This window comes from Cellulophaga omnivescoria (assembly GCF_027915275.1).
Taxonomy (GTDB): Bacteria; Bacteroidota; Bacteroidia; order Flavobacteriales; family Flavobacteriaceae; genus Cellulophaga; species Cellulophaga omnivescoria.
The window spans coordinates 2,700,001-2,720,714 of sequence record NZ_CP115819.1 but is presented as its reverse complement, the minus strand read 5'-3'; the positions used below and the strand labels follow the sequence as shown (position 1 = coordinate 2,720,714).

General features: G+C 32.6%; 14 protein-coding genes (1 of these 14 running past the window's edge). 7 read left to right on the top strand and 7 right to left on the bottom strand.

What is annotated here, in order from left to right; all coding sequences use genetic code 11:
- Positions 1 to 46 precede the first annotated feature (46 nt).
- The 4 genes from PBN93_RS12155 to PBN93_RS12140 are packed head-to-tail and all read right to left on the bottom strand — an operon-like array spanning position 47 to position 5,635.
- Entirely contained in the window at positions 47 to 1,594 is a 1,548-nt protein-coding gene (locus PBN93_RS12155) for an acyl-CoA carboxylase subunit beta (RefSeq protein WP_077402971.1), read from the bottom strand.
- A gap of 1 nt (position 1,595) precedes the next feature.
- Entirely contained in the window at positions 1,596 to 3,074 is a 1,479-nt protein-coding gene (gene accC, locus PBN93_RS12150; protein WP_077402968.1) for an acetyl-CoA carboxylase biotin carboxylase subunit, read from the bottom strand.
- Positions 3,075 to 3,076: 2 nt separating this feature from the next.
- A complete protein-coding gene (locus PBN93_RS12145; RefSeq protein WP_077402965.1) occupies positions 3,077 to 3,556 on the bottom strand; it encodes a biotin/lipoyl-containing protein in 480 nt (159 codons plus the stop codon).
- A gap of 42 nt (positions 3,557 to 3,598) precedes the next feature.
- Positions 3,599 to 5,635 (bottom strand): HD family phosphohydrolase, encoded by a 2,037-nt coding sequence (locus tag PBN93_RS12140; protein ID WP_077402962.1) that lies wholly within the window; start codon positions 5,633 to 5,635, stop codon positions 3,599 to 3,601.
- 131 nt (positions 5,636 to 5,766) lie between these two features.
- Here PBN93_RS12140 and PBN93_RS12135 point away from each other — a divergent pair, with 131 nt between their 5' ends.
- Both PBN93_RS12135 and PBN93_RS12130 read left to right on the top strand, forming a co-directional pair.
- Positions 5,767 to 6,942, top strand: coding sequence for an acetyl-CoA C-acyltransferase (locus tag PBN93_RS12135; protein ID WP_077402959.1), 1,176 nt, complete (start codon positions 5,767 to 5,769; stop codon positions 6,940 to 6,942).
- A gap of 23 nt (positions 6,943 to 6,965) precedes the next feature.
- Positions 6,966 to 7,718 (top strand): C40 family peptidase, encoded by a 753-nt coding sequence (locus tag PBN93_RS12130; protein WP_077402956.1) that lies wholly within the window; start codon positions 6,966 to 6,968, stop codon positions 7,716 to 7,718.
- A 79-nt stretch (positions 7,719 to 7,797) separates the two neighbouring features.
- On the opposite strand, the gene PBN93_RS12125 is transcribed toward PBN93_RS12130, so the two are convergent.
- Both PBN93_RS12125 and gyrA read right to left on the bottom strand, forming a co-directional pair.
- The gene (locus tag PBN93_RS12125) at positions 7,798 to 9,063 is read right to left on the bottom strand and encodes a tetratricopeptide repeat protein (RefSeq protein WP_077402953.1); all 1,266 of its coding nucleotides are present in this window, start codon (positions 9,061 to 9,063) and stop codon (positions 7,798 to 7,800) included.
- A gap of 33 nt (positions 9,064 to 9,096) precedes the next feature.
- Positions 9,097 to 11,655: a DNA gyrase subunit A gene (gene gyrA, locus PBN93_RS12120; protein WP_077402950.1), complete on the bottom strand. Its 2,559-nt coding sequence runs from the start codon at positions 11,653 to 11,655 to the stop codon at positions 9,097 to 9,099.
- A gap of 257 nt (positions 11,656 to 11,912) precedes the next feature.
- Here gyrA and PBN93_RS12115 point away from each other — a divergent pair, with 257 nt between their 5' ends.
- The gene (locus PBN93_RS12115) at positions 11,913 to 14,465 is read left to right on the top strand and encodes an ATP-dependent Clp protease ATP-binding subunit (protein WP_077402947.1); all 2,553 of its coding nucleotides are present in this window, start codon (positions 11,913 to 11,915) and stop codon (positions 14,463 to 14,465) included.
- 206 nt (positions 14,466 to 14,671) lie between these two features.
- The gene (locus PBN93_RS12110) at positions 14,672 to 15,094 is read left to right on the top strand and encodes an STAS/SEC14 domain-containing protein (protein ID WP_077402944.1); all 423 of its coding nucleotides are present in this window, start codon (positions 14,672 to 14,674) and stop codon (positions 15,092 to 15,094) included.
- Between the two features lie 28 nt (positions 15,095 to 15,122).
- On the opposite strand, the gene PBN93_RS12105 is transcribed toward PBN93_RS12110, so the two are convergent.
- Positions 15,123 to 16,658, bottom strand: coding sequence for an NAD(P)H-hydrate dehydratase (locus tag PBN93_RS12105; RefSeq protein WP_271080758.1), 1,536 nt, complete (start codon positions 16,656 to 16,658; stop codon positions 15,123 to 15,125).
- A gap of 268 nt (positions 16,659 to 16,926) precedes the next feature.
- Between PBN93_RS12105 and thrA the strand changes: the two genes are divergently transcribed.
- The 3 genes from thrA to PBN93_RS12090 all read left to right on the top strand — a co-directional run.
- Positions 16,927 to 19,371, top strand: coding sequence for a bifunctional aspartate kinase/homoserine dehydrogenase I (thrA, locus tag PBN93_RS12100; RefSeq protein WP_271080757.1), 2,445 nt, complete (start codon positions 16,927 to 16,929; stop codon positions 19,369 to 19,371).
- A 2-nt stretch (positions 19,372 to 19,373) separates the two neighbouring features.
- The gene (locus tag PBN93_RS12095; RefSeq protein WP_077402935.1) at positions 19,374 to 20,300 is read left to right on the top strand and encodes a homoserine kinase; all 927 of its coding nucleotides are present in this window, start codon (positions 19,374 to 19,376) and stop codon (positions 20,298 to 20,300) included.
- Between the two features lie 159 nt (positions 20,301 to 20,459).
- Positions 20,460 to 20,714, top strand: partial view of a DUF349 domain-containing protein gene (locus PBN93_RS12090; RefSeq protein WP_077402932.1) — the 5' end (the start) only. Its footprint extends 1,731 nt past the window's final position; only the first 255 of its 1,986 coding nucleotides appear in the window; it begins with the start codon at positions 20,460 to 20,462; its stop codon lies beyond the right edge, outside the window.

The window sequence follows — 20,714 nt, the reverse complement described above, 5'->3', positions numbered from 1 at the left end:
CCAATTTTATATTAAAATTGGCGCTTTTATTTTTTAACATTATATACTATAACGGAATGTTCCCGTGTTTACGTTTAGGTACGTTTACTACTTTATCTTCTAACATAGCCATTGCTTTTATTAGTTTTTTACGCGTATTCTTAGGCAAAATAACCTCGTCTATAAAACCTCTTTGCGCTGCACTGTAAGGATTTGCAAATGTATCTGCATACTCTTTTTCTTTTTCTGCTAGTTTAGCTGCTGGGTCTTCTGCTGTTTGTATTTCTTTTCTAAAAATAATTTCACTAGCACCCTTAGCTCCCATTACTGCAATTTCTGCTCCAGGCCAAGCATAGTTCATATCTGCACCAATGTGTTTAGAGTTCATAACATCATAAGCACCACCATAAGCTTTACGTGTAATAACAGTAACTTTTGGCACTGTAGCTTCACTTAATGCATATAATAATTTAGCACCGTTTGTAATAATACCATTCCACTCTTGGTCTGTACCTGGTAAAAAGCCTGGAACGTCTACAAGAACTAGTAACGGAATATTAAAACAATCACAAAAACGAGTAAAGCGTGCTCCTTTTTTAGAACTTTCTACATCCAAGACACCTGCCAAACTCATTGGTTGGTTAGCTACAATACCTATACTCCTACCCGCTAAACGTGCAAAACCAACAACTAAATTATCTGCGTAATCTTTATGAATTTCAAAAAAAGATTCTTTATCTATAATTCCGTTTATAACAGTACGCATATCATAAGGCTGATTTGCGTTTGCCGGAACCATAGTTTCTAATTCTTCTCTAATTTCATCCCCCAACGTAAACGGCAATTTAGCTGGTTTATCCTCACAGTTTTGAGGCATATAGCTAATCATTTGTTTAATTTGGTTTATACATTCAATATCATTGGCAGCAGTAACGTGTGTTACACCAGATTTTGTAGCGTGTGTTTTTGCACCTCCTAATTCCTCTGAGGTTACTTCCTCATTTGTTACTGTTTTTACAACATTTGGTCCAGTTACAAACATATAGCTAGAGTTTTCTACCATAAGTGTAAAATCTGTCATAGCTGGCGAGTAAACAGCACCACCAGCACAAGGTCCCATAATTGCAGAAATTTGAGGTATAACACCTGAAGACATCACGTTTCTATGAAAAATATCTGCATAACCACCTAAAGAGCGTACACCTTCTTGTATTCTTGCTCCTCCACTATCATTTAATCCAATTACAGGTACACCTATCTTCATAGCCATATCCATAATTTTACAAATTTTTTCTGCGTGAGTTTCAGACAAAGCACCACCAAAAACAGTAAAATCTTGTGCAAAAACACAAACTTGTCTTCCGTTAATGGTACCGTAACCGGTTACGACTCCATCACCATAAAATTGTTGTTTATCCATTCCAAAGTCAGACGTTCTGTGGGTTACTAAAATTCCCATTTCTTCAAAAGATCCTTCGTCTAACAAAAAATGAATACGCTCACGGGCAGTTAACTTTCCCTTAGCGTGTTGTTTTTCTATACGTTCTTTACCGCCTCCTAATTTGGCTAATTCTATTTTTGACTGTAATATATTTTCTTTGCTTTGTTCTCCCATGTTACTTAGTGTTTCTGTTAGTTCTCCAATTGGAAGTTTCTTGTACTGGCGTTTTTACTATTTTATTATTTTGGTTAAACAAGTGCATACTAAAAAGAGCTGCAACTTTGTGCTCTGGTAAACGTGCTGCTATTAACTTATCTGCAGAATAATATTTTTTTACAAAATGTGTATCAAAATTACCAGATAAAAAAGCAGGATGTTCACACACAAACTTACCAAAAGACAAGGTTGTAGAAGCTCCTTCTATTTTATAATCTTTAATAGCAGATAACATTAGTTGTATAGCCTCTTCTCTTGTATCACCGTAGGTTATTAATTTAGATAACATAGGATCATAATAAATAGGTATTTCCATACCTTCTTCAAACCCATCATCTAAGCGTATGCCTTTACCTTTTGGTCTTTTATAAGTAGATAGTGTACCTATACTTGGCATAAAATTATCTAACGGATCCTCTGCATATACTCTTATTTCCACAGCGTGACCTTTAATTTTTAAGTCGCTTTGTCTAATTTGAAGAGTTTCGTTTCTTGCAACTTTTATTTGTTGTTCTACCAAATCTACACCAGTTATAAGTTCTGTAACTGGATGCTCTACTTGTAAGCGTGTATTCATTTCCAGAAAATAAAAATTTTTATCTGCATCTAATAAAAATTCTACTGTACCAACCCCTACATAGTCACAGGCTTTTGCCACTTTTATTGCAGCATCTCCCATTGCTTCTCTTATTTCTGCAGTTAGCACAACAGAAGGAGCTTCTTCTACCACTTTTTGGTGTCTACGTTGTATGCTACATTCACGCTCAAATAAGTGTACTACATTACCGTGGTTGTCTGCTAAAACTTGTATTTCTATATGCCTTGGTGATGCTACGTACTTTTCTATAAAAACAGAACCATCTCCAAACGCAGATTCTGCTTCACTAATAGCACGTTTCATTTGATCTGGTAGTTCTTCTATATTTTCTACAACACGCATTCCTTTTCCGCCACCACCAGCTGCTGCTTTTATTAAAATAGGGAAACCTATTTCTTTGGCTATTTTGGTTGCTAAGTCTACATCTGTAATAGCTTCTTCAATACCCGGAACCATAGGAATATTGTAATCTTTAACAGCTTCTTTTGCCGCTAATTTATTTCCCATAACCTCTATAGCGTGTGGTTTTGGTCCTATAAATGTGATACCAGCATTTGTTACTTTTTTTGCAAACTCAGCATTTTCACTTAAAAAACCATATCCAGGATGTATACCGTCTGCTCCAGTATCTTTTGCTGCTTTTATTACTTTGTCCATTACCAAGTATGACTCAGAAGATGGTGCTGCTCCCAAGCACACCGCTTCATCTGCAAACTTTACGTGTGGCGCCTCCCTATCTACATCAGAAAAAACAGCAACAGTTTTAATTCCCATTTTTTTAGCAGAACGCATTACTCTTAATGCTATTTCACCTCTGTTAGCAACTAATATTTTTTTCATAGTTATGCTATTTCTATTAATAATTGTCCTTTTTCTACAGCATCGTCTTTAGCAACGTTCACAATACTAACTACACCATCACTAGGTGCTGTAATAATGTTTTCCATTTTCATAGCAGATAAAACCAAAACTTGCTCTCCTTCTTTAACTTCTTGGCCTTCTGTTACCAAAATATCTAAAATAAGCCCTGGCATAGGAGCATTTATATTTTTCTCTTTTTTTGTATTTACAGCAAGTAAGCCCATTTTTTTAACCATCTGGTCGTACTCATCTGCAATGGCAATTGTATAACTATTACCATTAACCTCAACTTTTAAGGTTTTTTCTAAAAAATTTGCGCTAATTAATTTAGCATTGTACTTTTTATTGTCTTCTAAAATATGGTATTCTTTATCTGAATTTTTAACAATATTTAGCTCAGAAACCTCATCGCTATTTATTGCTAACTCTTCATCATTTACTGAAACAACATATGTTTTCATACTAAAATGGTTTATAAATATTTGTGTTTAGTTAGATTTTTTTTATTCTGGATATTCAATTCTAAGATGGTAAATATTAGTAAGTTTTAATTTTAGCACCTTTTTTATTTCTATAATTTCTTTAAATGTAATATTGGCATTAGAAAATTGATTAGCTCTCATTTGCCCATCAATAATTTTATCTACAAATTCATCTATCATTAAAAAAGTAGGGTTTTTTAAACTTTTTGAAGCTGCCTCTACCGCATCTGCCATCATTAAAATTGCAGTTTCTTTAGAAAAAGGTAATGGACCAGGATATTTAAAATCGTCTTCGTTCACCTCTTCATCAATCTCTGACTGTTTTTTAAAAAAGTAATACACTTTAGAGGTTCCGTGATGTACCCTTATAAAATCTATAACCCTGTCTGGTAAATTATTTTTACGTGCTATTTCTATACCATCCAATACATGGTTTATAATAATTTTTGCACTTTCTAAGGGTGTATGCTCATTATGCGGATTTACATTGGTTACTTGGTTTTCTGTAAAATAAGTAGGGTTATTCATTTTACCAATATCATGATATAAAGCTCCTACCCTAACCAACATTGCATTTGCTCCTATTTCTTGTGCTGCTGCTTCTGCCAAATTTGCTACTTGTAAAGAATGATGAAATGTACCTGGCGCCTTGTTAGAAAGCTCTTTAAGTAATTTGGAGTTGGTATCTGATAATTCTAACAATGATACGTCTGACACTAATCCAAAAATCTTTTCGTAAATATAAATAAGCGGTTGTACAAAAAGAGTAATCATTCCGTTTAACAAAAACACACCAAATGTAACCGCATACATATTATTTAAATTACCCTCGTGTATAATATGAAAAGCAAAATATCCTATTATATATATTAAAGTAATTTGCCCTACAGAAATAAATAAATTAGCTCTTTTATACAATTGAGAAACCGTTAATATGGTTACAATACCAGCCATTATCTGAAGAAAAATATACTCAAAACTATTTGGCACAACAAAACCCAAAATTAATAATGTAAGCACATGTACAAAAAGACCTAAACGGGCATCAAAAAACGTCTTTAGTATTAACGGTAATATACATAACGGTACTACGTATACATAGGCTTCATTATACTTAATTACCATTGTGGTTATAAAAACCATTAGTAAAATATTAAAGAATATAAAAGTTACTTTAGTGTTATTTTTAAATACCGAAGCCCTATATTTTTTTAAAAATAAAAGCAACATTAGCAATACAAGAGCTACCAAAATTGTGTAACCAGATACAATTATGTAATAATTATTATCCGTCCAAAGCTCAGACTCATATTCTTGTTTTAAAGAGTTTAATATTTTATAATTATCTGCTTCTACTACTTCTCCTTTAACTATAATTAGTTTGCCTTCATCAATAGTACCACGAGTAACAGAGATTTTGGCTAATTCCTCATCTAAAGTTTTTTTAGAAATATTATCGTTATAAAAAACATTAGGTTTTACTATGTTAAAAAATAGCTTTTTAAATTGTGTGTTATATGTTGTTAGTTGCTTTTTTCGTAATACAGAAGTTATAATTTTGTCTATACTTTGTATGCTTGTAACATCATTGTAACTTAATTCTTTAGCTTCATTATTACGTAATAAAAAAAACTTTTGAGTTTTTGATGCAACTTTATTTTTTTTAATTATTCCGTTTAAATAAAGCGTATTTAATATTTCTTGACCTACAGATTTTAAATATCTTTTTTCTTCAGAGTTTAACCCTAAGTCATTAAATGCATTATTAAAATTAGTATTGTATTTTTTTGTGACCGATGTAACAATGTCCTGGTTATAGGTATAATAATCTAAATGAGAATTTTTTACTATTTGCTTTTCTTTTTCAATTTCTGATACATCTTTTTTTATGGAAAAATCAAAAGGTGCATATAAATTTTCATACTGCCACGGTTTTCCTTTTTGAAACTCGTACTTAAACTTACCTCCTTTAGGAAAGAAAAATACAATTAAGAAAATGGTACCCACATATAGAAAGCACTTGTATAGTAACGATTGATTTTTATAAATTTTCTCCAAGATAGATTTTGTAGTTAAAGGGAACTTTTTCCAAAAATAGAAAATTATGCGCTTAAAAAATGGTTTTGACAAAAGAACCCTACTCTATGTGCATTAATTTATTAATTTTGCAACACTAAAATTTAGAATTTATGAAAGATGTTGTTATAGTTTCTATGGCAAGAACTCCAATTGGGAGTTTTTTAGGATCATTATCTAGTGTTGCAGCTCCAAAATTAGGTGCAATTGCTATAAAAGGCGCGTTAGATAAAATTAAACTAGAGCCATCTCAGGTTCAAGAAGTTTTAATGGGTAATGTAGTACAAGCTGGTGTTGGACAAGCTCCTGCAAGGCAAGCGGCTATATACGCTGGTATTCCAAATACTGTTCCTTGCACAACAGTAAACAAAGTATGTGCTTCTGGAATGAAAACTATAATGCAAGCTGCACAGTCTATTGCTTTAGGTGATAATGATATTGTTGTTGCTGGTGGTATGGAAAATATGAGTATGGTACCACACTACGTACATTTAAGAAACGGACAAAAATTTGGACCAACATCATTAGTAGATGGGTTACAAAAAGATGGTTTAGTAGATGCTTACGACCAAAATGCAATGGGCGTTTGCGCAGATGCATGTGCTACAGAATATAAATTTAGTAGAGAAGACCAAGATAATTTTGCTATACAGTCTTACAAAAGATCTGCTGCTGCTTGGGAACAAGGTAAGTTTGCCAATGAAGTTGTACCAGTAGAAGTACCACAAAGAAGAGGCGAGCCAGTTCTAGTTTCTGAAGACGAAGAATTTAAAAATGTGAAACTAGAAAAAATACCTGCATTAAGACCTGCTTTTACAAAAGAGGGAACTGTAACTGCTGCAAATGCATCTACTATTAATGATGGTGCTGCTGCTCTAGTACTTATGAGTGCAGATAAAGCAAAAGAGTTAAACTTAACTCCTTTAGCCAAAATTAAAAGCTATGCAGATGCGGCACATGAACCAGAATGGTTTACAACTGCACCAGCAAAAGCTTTACCAAAAGCATTAGATAAAGCAGGTATAGCAATAGATGACGTAGATTATTTTGAATTTAACGAAGCATTTTCTGTTGTTGGTCTAGCCAACATGAAAATATTAGGTTTAAATGACTCCAACGTAAATGTTAATGGTGGTGCTGTGTCTTTAGGACATCCACTAGGCTGCTCTGGAGCAAGAATTGTTATTACTTTACTAAGTGTATTAGAACAAAATAACGGAAAAATTGGAGCTGCTGCTATTTGTAATGGTGGTGGTGGTGCCTCTGCAATTGTTTTAGAAAAAGCGTAATATAGCGGAATAGAACAATTTGTATGCAATACGGTATTTGTAATCTTAGTATAGTTCCAGTACGATTTACACCTGAAGAAAACTCAGAAATGGTTGCTCAACTTTTGTATGGCGACCATTTTAAGGTTCTTGAACACCGTAAATTTTGGAGCAGAATAAGAATTGCTTTTGACGGTGTAGAGGCCTGGGTAAGTAATAATCAGTTCTATTTTATTGATGAAGATGATTATGATGCCTTAGATGCTACCACAGACATAGCATTAAGCTCGGATTTGGTAGCATTTATTTCTGCCTCAGAAAACGATTTAATGCCTGTTATTGTAGGTTCTGTTTTAAATGGTATACCTATATTAAACCATTCTTTTGAAGGTAATTATATACAAGGCATACAAAGTAAAAGTAAACTTGTAAATACCGCATTATTGTATTTAAATAGTCCTTATTTATCTGGAGGAAAAACGCCTTTTGGTACAGACAGCGCTGGTTTAACACAAATGGTTTATAAGATAAATGGCTATAAATTGCTACGTACAGCGCAAGAACAGTCTACACAAGGAGAACCACTTAGTTTTATTGAAGAAAGTGAACCTGGAGATTTAGCCTTTTTTGACAATAAAGAAGGTGTAATAGACCACGTAGGTATTATTATGCAAGACAACTACATTATTCATTGTCACGGCAAAGTACGTATAGACCGCATAGACCACACAGGAATTTTTAATGCCGAACTAAAAAAATATACGCATCAATTACGTGTTATAAAAAAGATAATTTAAACTAAAGTTAGTTTACTTTAATGCATAAAAAAGCCTTCATTTCTGAAGGCTTTTTACTTTGTTTAAGTTTACTAGAAAATTACTCTCCTAATAATTTTTTAAGACGCATAAAGTTTTCTGTATCACCTAATGCACCGTAAATGTTTTTTAACTGTGATAACAAGGCTTGGTTACCTGGAGTTTGTTTTAAAGCATCTTCTAAAATTTGTGCTCCTTCTCTAAACAAACCGTCTTTTTTAGCTTTTAACTCATCATACTTAGCAATATCTGCTCTAGAGCTACCTAATGCATTCATAGCATCAATTAAACCGTTACCTTCATTTACATATGTTGTAGATAAGTTTAATTGTGCGTTAACATATCCAGGATTAAGCTCTATTGCTTTTTCATAAGCAGATCTTGCCTCTGCAATGTTTTCTTGCTCCATATTAATTACGCCAATATTGTAAAATAAATCAGGGTTATTTGGGTCTACTCTTGTAGCTTCTGCCATTAACTCTTTAAACTTATCTTTATTACCTAATTTATATTGTAGGTTTGCTTCGTTTAAAATTAAGTTTACATCACCAGGATTGTTAGCTCTTGCATCTTTGTAAGCCTCTAATGCTTTTTCATCTTCACCTAATTGAGTATAAATTAACGCAATGTTTTTAACAATCTCAGCTTTTCTTGATGGAGACTTTTCCTCTTTTGGATCTTTGTATTGTTTAGACTTAACCATTAAATCTCTTTGAGCTTTAGCCATTTCCTCTCTCTCTCCTGTTGCAATATTTACTGCAGAGTACTTAACTTCACTACCGTCATAATTTATGTCTTTAAGCTCATTATAATATTTAAGAGCTTTTTCCATATTTTGCGCATTTACAGCACTGTTTGCTGCATAAAATAAGTAAACAGTATCTTTTTTGCTCAAGTTATAAGCTAGGTATAATTTGTCTGCACCAGCTTCAAACTTTTTTTCATTATTATCTTTAATTGCTGCGTTAACAATATCACCAGTCATACCAGTCATAGCTTGCTTTGCTTCTACTGTATATTTCTTTTTACCTACTTCTTCTTCGTAAGCAATTAAATCGTTAAAAGCAGCTATAGATTTTTTAAAAGCTCCCTCTTCACCTGCTTTAGCAAGTTTAGAATATGTTTTTCCTTTTACTAAATAGTAAAGTGCCTTTGTTTTTGGGTCTGCAGATCCTAATAACGGTTCTGCCTTATCTAAAGCAGCTTTAGCCTCTGCAGCATTATCAGATTTTAATGCTTTATCAGCAGCTTTAACTTCATTCTTTTGTGCAAAAGACATTGCAGAAAAAGACATTGCTGCTGTTAATATTAAAAATTTAGTTTTCATTTCAATTTCTATTAAATAATTAGTGTAAAAAATTTATTCTTCAGTTGATTCCGTTGTATCATTATCAAGAGCCGTGCCATTATCAGTATCACTATCTGTATTTTGTGGTCCTTCTGGATTAGCGCCTTCTAGATTTTCTTCATCTACAGCATCTTCGTCTTTCATAACTTTTGCAACTGCTGCAATAGAATCTTTTCCTTTTATATTTATTAATCTAACACCCTGTGTTGCTCTACCCATAACACGTAAATCTTCTACGCCCATACGAATTGCAATACCAGATTTGTTAATAATCATTAAATCATCAGAATCTGTAACATTTTTAATAGCTACTAAACCACCAGTTTTATCAGTAACACTAATGGTTTTTACACCTTTACCGCCTCTGTTGGTAATTCTGTAATCTTCTAAGCTAGAACGTTTACCGTATCCTTTTTCAGAAACTACTAAAATATCATCATCAAAGTTGTGTACAGATACCATACCTACAACTTCATCATTATCATCTGCTAATGTAATACCTCTAACACCAGAAGCATTTCTACCCATTGGTCTTGTTTTACTTTCTTCAAACCTAATGGCTTTACCAGATTTTAATCCTAAAAATATTTGACTAGTACCTGTTGTTAATTTAGCTTCTAACAACTCATCTCCTTCTTTTATACCTATGGCATTAATACCGTTTAAACGAGGTCTTGAGTATTGCTCTAAAGATGTCTTTTTAACAGTACCTTTTTTGGTAGCCATAATAACGTAGTGACTATTTACGTACTCTTCATCTTTAAGATCTTGAGTACATATAAATGCCATTACTTTATCATCTTGCTCTATATTAATTAGATTTTGTATTGCTCTACCTTTAGATGTTTTACTACCTTCTGGTATTTCGTAAACACGCATCCAAAAACATTTCCCTTTTTGTGTAAAGAACAACATATATTGGTGATTTGTACCAACAAATAAATGCTCTAAAAAGTCTTCGTTTCTTGTTGATGATGCTTTTTGCCCTACACCACCTCTATTTTGTGTTTTGTATTCTGATAATGGCGTTCGTTTAATATAACCTGCATGAGATATGGTAATAACCACTTGCTCATCTGGTATCATATCCTCAATACTTAAATCACCCCCTGCAAAATTAATTTCAGATCTTCTTTCGTCTCCGTATTTCTCTTTAACTTCTAAAAGCTCATCCTTAATTATTTGCATTCTTCTATCTTCATTAGCAAGAATATCTTTTAAGTCTGCAATGGTTTTTATAATCTCATCATACTCTGCTCTTAACTTGTCTTGTTCCAGACCTGTTAATTGGCGCAAACGCATTTCTACAATTGCTTTAGCTTGTATTTCAGACAGCTCAAACCTTTTAATTAAGTTCTCTCTTGCTTCATCTGCGTTAGAAGAACCTCTTATTATAGCAATTACTTCATCTATATTATCAGATGCAATAATTAAACCTTCTAAAATATGAGCTCTGTCCTCAGCCTTTTTAAGTTCAAACTTTGTTCTACGTACAACTACTTCATGTCTATGCTCCACAAAATAGTGAATCATTTCTTTAACATTAAGTAATTGTGGTCTTCCGTTAACTAGAGCAATATTGTTTACACTAAAAGATGTTTGTAATGCTGTATACTTAAATAATGTATTTAATACAATATTTGGTATAGCATCTCTCTTTAAAATGTATACAATACGCATACCGTTTCTATCAGATTCATCTCTAATAGTAGATATACCTTCAATTTTTTTATCGTTAATAAGGTCGGCTGTTTTCTTTATCATATCAGCCTTGTTAACTTGGTATGGTATTTCTGTAACCACAATACACTCTCTACCCTGAACTTCTTCAAAAGTAGCTTTTGCACGCATTACAACTCTACCTCTACCGGTTTTAAAAGCTTCTCTAACACCGTCATAACCATATATAATACCTCCTGTTGGAAAATCTGGAGCTTTTATATGAGATATTAATTCGTCTATCTCTATGTCCTTATTATCTATATAGGCAACAGTACCATCTACAACTTCAGATAAGTTGTGTGGAGGCATATTGGTTGCCATACCTACTGCAATACCAGAAGCTCCATTTACTAATAAGTTTGGTATTCTTGCAGGTAAAACTGTTGGTTCTTTTAAAGAATCGTCAAAATTTAATTGATGATCTACAGTGTCTTTTTCTATATCTGCCAACATGTCATCGGCAATTTTACGCATACGTGCTTCTGTATAACGCATTGCTGCAGGGCTATCACCATCTATAGAACCAAAGTTACCTTGGCCATCTACAAGCATATAACGCAAACTCCATTCTTGAGCCATACGTACCATAGAATCATAAACAGAAGTATCTCCATGAGGGTGATACTTACCTAAAACCTCACCCACAATACGGGCAGATTTCTTATGTGCGCTATTGGAACGAACACCCAACTCATGCATACCATACAAAACCCTCCTATGTACTGGCTTTAAACCATCTCTTACATCTGGCAAGGCACGTGATACTATAACCGACATTGAATAATCAATGTAGGCAGATTTCATTTCGTCTTCTATGTTTATTGGAATAATTTTTTCCCCTTCTGCCATATTAAAATCTTATATACTAATTTGATTAAAAATTGATGCCAATATACATAAAATCATCACGAGAAAAGCAATATTAAGTTACTTTAATACAATATTTATTAACACTTTTTAATAGGCAAATAGTTAATAATTATTTAAATTATGATAGTCAAAGCTGTTTTTTTCGACAAATATTCAAACTTTAACGAATATAGGAACAGTATTTGCCTTATATAAAAATAGATTTATTACTTTTATAATTGATTAAGGATTAATTTATGGATGACAATTTTTCACCTAGAGTAAAAGATGTAATTGCGTATAGCAAGGAGGAGGCATTAAGACTTGGACACGATTTTATTGGTACCGAGCACTTAATGCTTGGCTTATTGCGTGACGGAAACGGAAAAGCAATTAATATATTAGATGCATTAGAGGTAGATTTAGATCATTTGCGACGCAAGGTGGAAATACTTAGCCCAGCAAATCCTAGTTCTGACAATTTGCAAAAAGATAAAAAAAACTTGCACTTAACAAGGCAAGCAGAACGCGCACTAAAAACAACTTTTTTAGAAGCTAAGCTTTTCCAAAGCTCTTCTATTAATACGGCGCATTTATTACTATGTATTTTGAGAAACGAAAATGACCCTACTACAAAGCTTTTACATAAACTAAAAGTAGATTACGATAATGTAAAAAGTGAGTTTAAAACAATTATTACCAAAGATGAAGACTATATAGACACACCAAGAGCTGAGTCTTTCCCTGGCGATACCGATGGTGATAATGATGAAAAAGAAAACTTTGGAGGTGGCGCTACTGCTGGACCAAAATCTAACAAAAAATCTAAAACACCTGTATTAGATAATTTTGGTAGAGATTTAACCAAAATGGCAGAGGAAAATAAATTAGATCCTGTTGTTGGTAGAGAAAAGGAAATAGAGCGTGTATCTCAAATATTATCTCGTCGTAAAAAAAATAACCCACTTTTAATTGGTGAACCAGGTGTTGGTAAAAGTGCCATTGCTGAAGGTTTGGCATTACGTATTATCAATAAAAAGGTTTCCAGAATTTTATACAACAAACGAGTTGTTACTTTAGATTTAGCTTCTTTAGTGGCTGGCACCAAATACCGTGGCCAGTTTGAAGAGCGTATGAAAGCCGTAATGAACGAGCTTGAAAAGAATGATGATATTATTCTTTTTATTGATGAAATACATACTATTGTTGGTGCTGGTGGTGCTACAGGAAGCTTAGACGCTTCTAATATGTTTAAACCTGCATTGGCTCGTGGAGAAATTCAATGTATTGGCGCTACTACTTTAGATGAGTACAGACAATACATAGAAAAAGATGGTGCTTTAGAACGTCGTTTTCAAAAAGTAATTGTAGAGCCTACCTCTGTAGACGAAACAATAGAAATTTTGCAAAACATTAAAGGCAAGTATGAAGAGCACCATAATGTTAATTATACAGATGAAGCTTTAGTAGCTTGTGTAAAATTAACGAACCGTTATATGACAGACCGTTTTTTACCAGACAAAGCTATTGATGCGTTAGATGAAGCTGGCTCTAGAGTGCACATAGTTAATATGGATGTACCAAAACAAATTCTTGAGTTAGAAAAACAACTAGAAGATGTTAGAGAGCTTAAAAATACGGTTGTTAAAAAGCAACGTTATGAAGAGGCTGCAAAACTAAGAGATGATGAAAAAAGAATTGAAAAAGACTTAGCTCTTGCTCAAGAAAAATGGGAAGAAGAAAGTAAATTACACAGAGAAACAGTTACAGAAGAAAATGTAGCCGATGTTGTATCTATGATGAGCGGTATTCCTGTAAACAGGATTGCACAAACTGAGATTAACAAATTAGCAGAATTACCAAGTTTAATTAAAGGTAACGTAATTGGACAAGATGATGCTGTAGCAAAAGTATCTAAAGCTATACAGCGCAATAGAGCTGGACTTAAAGATCCTAATAAACCAATTGGTTCGTTTATATTTTTAGGTCAAACCGGTGTTGGTAAAACCCAGTTAGCTAAAGTACTAGCAAAAGAGTTGTTTGATTCTGAGGACGCACTTATACGAATTGATATGAGTGAGTATATGGAGAAATTTGCCATTTCTAGATTAGTTGGTGCTCCTCCAGGATATGTTGGTTATGAAGAAGGCGGACAATTAACTGAAAAAGTACGTAGAAAACCTTATTCTGTAGTTTTACTAGACGAGGTAGAAAAGGCACACCCAGATGTATTTAATATGATGCTTCAAGTACTAGATGACGGCTTTTTAACTGATAGTTTAGGTCGTAAAATAGACTTTAGAAATACTATTATAATAATGACATCTAACATTGGAGCACGCCAGCTAAAAGACTTTGGCCAAGGTGTTGGTTTTGGTACATCTGCCAAAAAAGCACAAGCAGATGAACACCAAAAAAGTGTTATAGAAAATGCCCTTAAAAAAGCATTTGCTCCTGAATTTTTAAATAGAATTGATGACGTTATAGTATTTAACCCATTAGAAAGAACAGATATCCATAAAATTATTGACATTGAGTTAAGCAAACTTTATGCAAGAATTAAGGATATAGGGTATAACTTAACATTATCAGAAAAAGCAAAAGACTATATTGCAGACAAAGGATTTGACAAACAATATGGTGCAAGACCTTTAAAAAGAGCAATTCAAAAGTATATTGAAGATGCTTTAGCTGAAGAAATAGTGAACTCTAAGCTAGAAGAAGGAGATAGTATTTTTATGGACTTAAACGATGAAAAAAACGAACTTACCATAAAAATTAAGAAAGAAGGAAAAGCATCTGAAGCTTAAAAAAAACGTAAGTTAATAAGTACAAAGGAGTCAATTTTTATTGACTCCTTTTTTTATTTAGTTTATAATTAACGTAAGAAAATCAAAGCTAGAAAAGCATATTAGCAACTGTTAAAGGATATATTAACCTTTTATCTAGTTTTTTTCTAATTATCTTAACATAAAATTAATTTAGCTTCTGAACACTATTTTACTACATACAGAATATGAAGATGGGGCAAACCAAAAAGGCTGTAATTGTTAAAGAATACCAATTAGAGTCTGGCAAAATATACATATATGACAACTATATGGTAGCTTCTTTTGATGAAGGAACTACTATTACGTTAGAAAAAGCTTTTCAAATTATAGGAATATCCGAAATACACTTTAGAGATAAAGATTTTGGGTACATTAGTTTGCGTAAAAATTCATATGCAATAGACCCCACTGTTTATAATTTTGTTAGAGGCTTAGAAAACCTTAAAGCATTTGCTATTGTTTCTGTAAAAGAAATAGATATGCACAATTTCAAAATTGAAAAAATGTTCTATAAAAAGCCTATGAAATTTTTTATTGAATATACAAATGCTCTTAGCTGGGTAAAAAGAAGGCTAGCTACCGCAGCGGCAACAAAAACTAAAGAATAGTTTAAGTGCCACTTTAGTAACTTATAAATTATGCTTTTTGTTGCTGAGGAACTTCTGGTCTTTTAAACAATTCTATAAAAGCCCCACCAATAGTGTTTACTATAGATGAAGCAGTTAAAGATTGATATCCTAAACCTTCCACAGCAAGGTCACCTGCACTCCCGTGCAAATACACTCCAAAAATTGCAGCCACTACTTTTGGATATCCTTGCGCAATTAAACCGGTAATTACACCAGTAAGTACATCTCCACTACCCGCTGTTGCCATACCAGGATTACCTGACGTATTTATAAAACCTTTTCCTTGATATAAAACTATGGTATGAGCGCCTTTTATCACTAAAATACATTTTAGTTCTATTGAAAATAGCTTAGCTTTCTCTAATTTATCAAAATCGTTTTCCCATTTACCTATTAAACGTTCTAATTCCTTAGGATGAGGAGTTAGCACACTATCTTCCGGAATCAACTTTAATAAATCTCTATTTTCAGATATAATGTTTAATGCATCTGCATCTATTACCAATGGTATTTTATTTTGCCTTAAAAATTTACCAAAAGCTTCTACCGTTTGTGGTGCTTTTCCTAAACCTGGACCAACACCTATTACAGTTGGCTCTAAGTCAAAATCAAAATTAGCTAAAAGATCATCATTGGCTCCAGTTTGCACCATAATTTCTGGCATAGAACTTTGCATTGGTACATACCCGCATTTAGGCAATAAAGCAGACACTAATCCGCTACCAGAGTTTAATGCTCCTTTAGCCGCCAAAATAGCCGCACCAACTTTACCATAGCTTCCACCTATAATTAAGGAATGTCCATAAGTTCCTTTATGAGCATACTTTTCTCTAGGTATGTAACTTTGTAAAACCTCGTTTTTACTTATTAAAGTATAAATTGTTTCAGTAACCGTTAAGTACTCTGGATCTATACCTATGTCAATAATTTCCCATTGGTTACAGTAGATACCAGTTTGTGGTAAAAAGAAAGCTAATTTAGGTGACTGAAAAGTAAGTATATGGTTGGCGTGTATTATTGCTTTAGGATTTTCTACAATCTTATCTAAGAATAAACCAGAAGGTACATCTACAGCTAAAATAAAAGCTTCAGAATTATTAATATGCGTCATCAAACTAGCTACCCAATTATCTGGTGTCCTGTTTAACCCAATTCCAAAAATAGCATCTACTATAATATCCTCTCTGCCAATAGCAGGCAGTTCAGTTTCTGTAGATAAAAAATTAGGCCAAACATTTCTATCCTTTAAGCGCTTTAAGTTTATTAAAAACTCTTCTGTTCTTTTTTCGTTATAGTTTACAATGTAAACTTCAATATTGTAACCATGTTCTTTTAAGTGTCTGGCAACAGCTAACCCATCACCTCCATTATTTCCAATTCCACAAAACAAATGTATTTTTGGTTGTGCACCTTGTAGGCGTAAGTGTAACCAGTTAAATATTTGTACAGCAACGCGCTCCATAAGCTCATCACTCGTAATTTGTTGTTTTTCAATTGTAAATTTATCAGCTTGGTATATCTGTTCTCCTGTAAAAATCTTCATTCTATAAAAATATTAAGCTTTTACTATTAAATTGGTAAAAGTTTTAGAAATCATTTGTTTAAAAACACAAAAGTACTACATTTGACTTGTTAATAAGCAAAGCTTAAACAAACATTTTGGACAACGTAACTACATTTTTTACTACAATTTTTACTTGTGTTATAACAAACACAACAATTACCCCTTTGGGGTAATCTGCTATATAATACACGTCCGTTTACGTATTGTTTAAACAATACAACATATAAAAATCTATAATTATTTTACAATGAAAGTATTAAAGTTCGGCGGAACTTCGGTTGCCAATGCCAAGAACATAGGGTTAGTTAAAAATATAGTTAAAAACAATAAAAATAAAACAGCAGTTGTTGTTTCAGCTTTTGGAGGAGTAACAGACTTGCTATTAAATGCCGCTAAACAAGCGTCTTTACACAAAAAAGAATACAAAAAAACTTTTTTGGAGATTGAAGAAAGACACATATCTACAATTAAAGAATTAATACCTGTTGCTAACCAAAGTAAAGTGCTAAGCAAGGTTAAAAGCGAATTAAATATTTTAGAAACACTATTAGAAGGTGCTTTCTTTATTGGAGAAATAACTCCTAAATTATCTGATAAGATTGTGAGTTATGGTGAGCTATTATCATCATATATAATTAGTGAATATTTTATAGCCGAGGGTTTAAATGCAAACTACAAAGATAGCAGAGATTTACTTAAAACAAATACCAATTATGGTAAGGCTGCAATTTATAGTTTTAATGAAACCAATATGTTAATTAAAGACTTTTTCTCTAAAAACAAGAGTAAAATTACAGTTCTTGGTGGCTTTATTGCTTCATCTATAAAAGGAGACTCTACAACTCTTGGTCGAGGCGGATCTGACTATACTGCGGCTATTATAGCTGCTGCTATAGATGCAGAAAATTTAGAAATTTGGACAGATGTTAGTGGAATGTTCACAGCAAATCCCAAATTAGTAAAACAAGCTAAGGCTATAGAAGACATATCTTACCAAGAGGCTATGGAATTATCTCATTTTGGAGCAAAAGTTTTATACCCTCCTACAATACAACCTGTCTTAAGCAAAGGAATTACTATTACGATAAAAAATACTTTTGATCCAGACTCTAAAGGCACAACAATTACCAAAAACTTAAATAAAAACGGGAAAACTGTACGCGGAATAAGCCATATAGACAACATAAGTCTTATATCATTAGAAGGTTCTGGTATGGTAGGTATTCCAGGTATATCTAAACGTTTTTTTGAGGTATTATCAATAGCGCAAATTAGCATAGTACTAATTACGCAAGCGTCATCAGAACATTCTATTTGTGTCGCAATTAATGCTGATGATGTTTTGGTTGCCGAAGAAGCAATTAATAATGAATTTGAATATGAAATTTCATTAAAAAAAATAAAGCCTGTTTTAGTAGAAAGTAACCTTGCAATTATTGCCTTAGTTGGTGATCATATGAAAAACCATCAAGGTTTAAGTGGCAAAATGTTTAGTACACTCGGAAAAAACAATGTAAACATTAGAGTTATAGCGCAAGGTTCATCAGAGCGTAATATATCTGCTGTTATAGATAAAACAGATGTTAAAAAAGCACTAAACTCCCTCCATGAAAAATTCTTTGAAGAGAACACTAAACAACTTAACCTATTTATAATGGGTGTAGGTAATGTGGGATCCAAACTATTACATCAAATTAAACAACAAAAAAAATACTTAAAAGAAAACCTAAAACTTAATGTTAGAGTAATTGGCATATCTAATTCTAGAACTATGTTTTTTGATGAAGATGGCATTTCTCTTAAAAATTGGGAAACTTTACTTTCTAGTGGAGAAAAAGCAAATAAAGAAGCCTTTTTTGATAAAGTAAACAGTCTAAATTATAGAAATAGCATATTTGTAGATAACACTGCTAGTGATGTAGTTTCTAACACGTATGCAGACTATCTTAGCAATAGTATTTCTGTGGTAACATGTAATAAAATTGCTTGCTCATCTCAATACACAAATTATAGCAAACTAAAGTACTTAGCACAAAAATATAATGCTCCGTTTTTATTTGAAACCAATGTTGGTGCTGGTTTACCAATAATAGATACCTTAAAACATTTAATAGCATCCGGAGATAAAATTTTAAAAATACAAGCTGTATTGTCTGGTAGTTTAAACTTTGTTTTTAATAATTTTAACAACCAAACAACATTTCATGATGTTGTTAAACAAGCACAAGAAGAAGGCTATACAGAGCCAGATCCAAAGATTGACTTGAGTGGGATTGATGTTGCTCGTAAAATTTTAATTTTAGCTAGAGAAAGTGGTTATAAATTAGATATTGATGAAATTAAAAACAAACCTTTTTTACCTCTAGAAAGTTTAAATACAACTAATAATGATGACTTTTTTGCGTCATTAATTAAACATGAAGCTTCTTTTCAAGATATGTACAAAGCTGCAGCAGAAAAAGATTCTAAATTAAAATATGTTGCACAATTTGAAGACGGTAAAGCTAGCGTTGGATTACAACATATTCCTAAAGGGCACGACTTTTATAATCTTGAAGGAAGTGATAATATCGTATTATTTTTTACTGAAAGATACCCAAACCAACCTATGATAATAAAAGGTGCTGGAGCTGGCGCAGACGTAACTGCCTCAGGTATTTTTGCAGATATAGTAAGAATAGGAAATTTTTAATTATGAAAAACGAAATTAGGGTATTTTGTCCGGCTACAATAGCTAATATTTCTTGTGGTTTTGATGTTTTAGGAGTTGCATTAGATAACGTTGGAGATGAAATGGTTGTTAAAAAAACAAGCAAAAAAGGAATAATTATCACAAAAATAGATGGTCAAGAATTACCGTTAGAAACTCATAAAAATGTAGCTGGTGTTGCTGGTTTAGCATTCTTGTCTGCATCCAACTATAACGGAGGTTTTGAAATTGAAATATATAAAAAAATTAAAGCTGGCAGCGGTATAGGAAGTAGTGCTGCAAGTTCTACTGGTGCTGTTACAGCAATGAACAAGTTATTAGACGAACCCTTTAGTAATTTAGAACTTGTACAGTTTGCAATGAAAGGGGAAGAACTTGCAAGCGGAGTACAACATGCAGATAACGTTGCACCGGCTATATTTGGTGGTTTTACTTTAGTACGTAGCTACAACCCTTTAGATGTAATAAAAATAAATACTCCAAAAGAATTATACGCTACAGTTATACATCCTCAAATAGAAATTAAGACATCTGACTCTAGAAAAGTTTTAAAAACAACCATATCCTTATCAGACGGAATAAAACAATGGGGTAATGTGGGCGGACTAATAGCAGGTCTTTACACTGAAGATTACAACTTAATAGGCAGATCTCTAGAAGACCACATAGTAGAACCCATACGTTCCATACTTATTCCTGCTTTTGATAATGTTAAATCTGCATCAATAAATTCTGGCGCTCTAGGTTGTGGTATTTCAGGTTCAGGACCTTCAATCTACGCCTTAAGCAAAGGACTTAGAACAGCAAAAAAAGTAGCAGAAGCTATGCAAAATGTATATAACAAAGTAGGTATACCCTATGATATTCACGTATCTAAAATAAATACAGAAGGAATAAAAATTATAGCATAAAACAACACTATTTGTAATACACAGTAAAAAATAATAGCTACTATTTGTAAAACTAGGTTTATATATTGATTTTGAGAGTACTAAAAAAACATATTAAGTTTTGCCGTTTGTTTGGTTGTTAGTATATTACCGTTATAAAGAAATCCAAATACACACATTATGTTGGAAGACAACAAAGAAGAACTACAAAACAATGTAGGGGGTGATAAAAATTCAGAAACTACTGATCCTAAAACTGTTTCAGAGAAAACTACTGAAATAGAAAGTGATAAGATAGAAAAAATATCAACTGATATTTCTGATGATAAAGAAATTTTAAATGAGATTGAAGAAACCAATGCAGAAGATGCAGAGGATAATGACAATCTTCAAAGACATGATATTCCCTTACTTGATTACCATGCTATGAGTATG

What these genes read in the sequence shown, in the direction of transcription:
- PBN93_RS12130 (WP_077402956.1), top strand. Translation starts at nt 6,966, where the DNA reads ATGCAATACGGTATTTGTAATCTTAGTATAGTTCCAGTACGATTTACA.
- accC (WP_077402968.1), bottom strand. Translation starts at nt 3,074, where the DNA reads ATGAAAAAAATATTAGTTGCTAACAGAGGTGAAATAGCATTAAGAGTA.
- PBN93_RS12135 (WP_077402959.1), top strand. Translation starts at nt 5,767, where the DNA reads ATGAAAGATGTTGTTATAGTTTCTATGGCAAGAACTCCAATTGGGAGT.
- PBN93_RS12125 (WP_077402953.1), bottom strand. Translation starts at nt 9,063, where the DNA reads ATGAAAACTAAATTTTTAATATTAACAGCAGCAATGTCTTTTTCTGCA.
- PBN93_RS12105 (WP_271080758.1), bottom strand. Translation starts at nt 16,658, where the DNA reads ATGAAGATTTTTACAGGAGAACAGATATACCAAGCTGATAAATTTACA.
- gyrA (WP_077402950.1), bottom strand. Translation starts at nt 11,655, where the DNA reads ATGGCAGAAGGGGAAAAAATTATTCCAATAAACATAGAAGACGAAATG.
- PBN93_RS12155 (WP_077402971.1), bottom strand. Translation starts at nt 1,594, where the DNA reads ATGGGAGAACAAAGCAAAGAAAATATATTACAGTCAAAAATAGAATTA.
- PBN93_RS12095 (WP_077402935.1), top strand. Translation starts at nt 19,374, where the DNA reads ATGAAAAACGAAATTAGGGTATTTTGTCCGGCTACAATAGCTAATATT.
- thrA (WP_271080757.1), top strand. Translation starts at nt 16,927, where the DNA reads ATGAAAGTATTAAAGTTCGGCGGAACTTCGGTTGCCAATGCCAAGAAC.
- PBN93_RS12145 (WP_077402965.1), bottom strand. Translation starts at nt 3,556, where the DNA reads ATGAAAACATATGTTGTTTCAGTAAATGATGAAGAGTTAGCAATAAAT.
- PBN93_RS12115 (WP_077402947.1), top strand. Translation starts at nt 11,913, where the DNA reads ATGGATGACAATTTTTCACCTAGAGTAAAAGATGTAATTGCGTATAGC.
- PBN93_RS12110 (WP_077402944.1), top strand. Translation starts at nt 14,672, where the DNA reads ATGAAGATGGGGCAAACCAAAAAGGCTGTAATTGTTAAAGAATACCAA.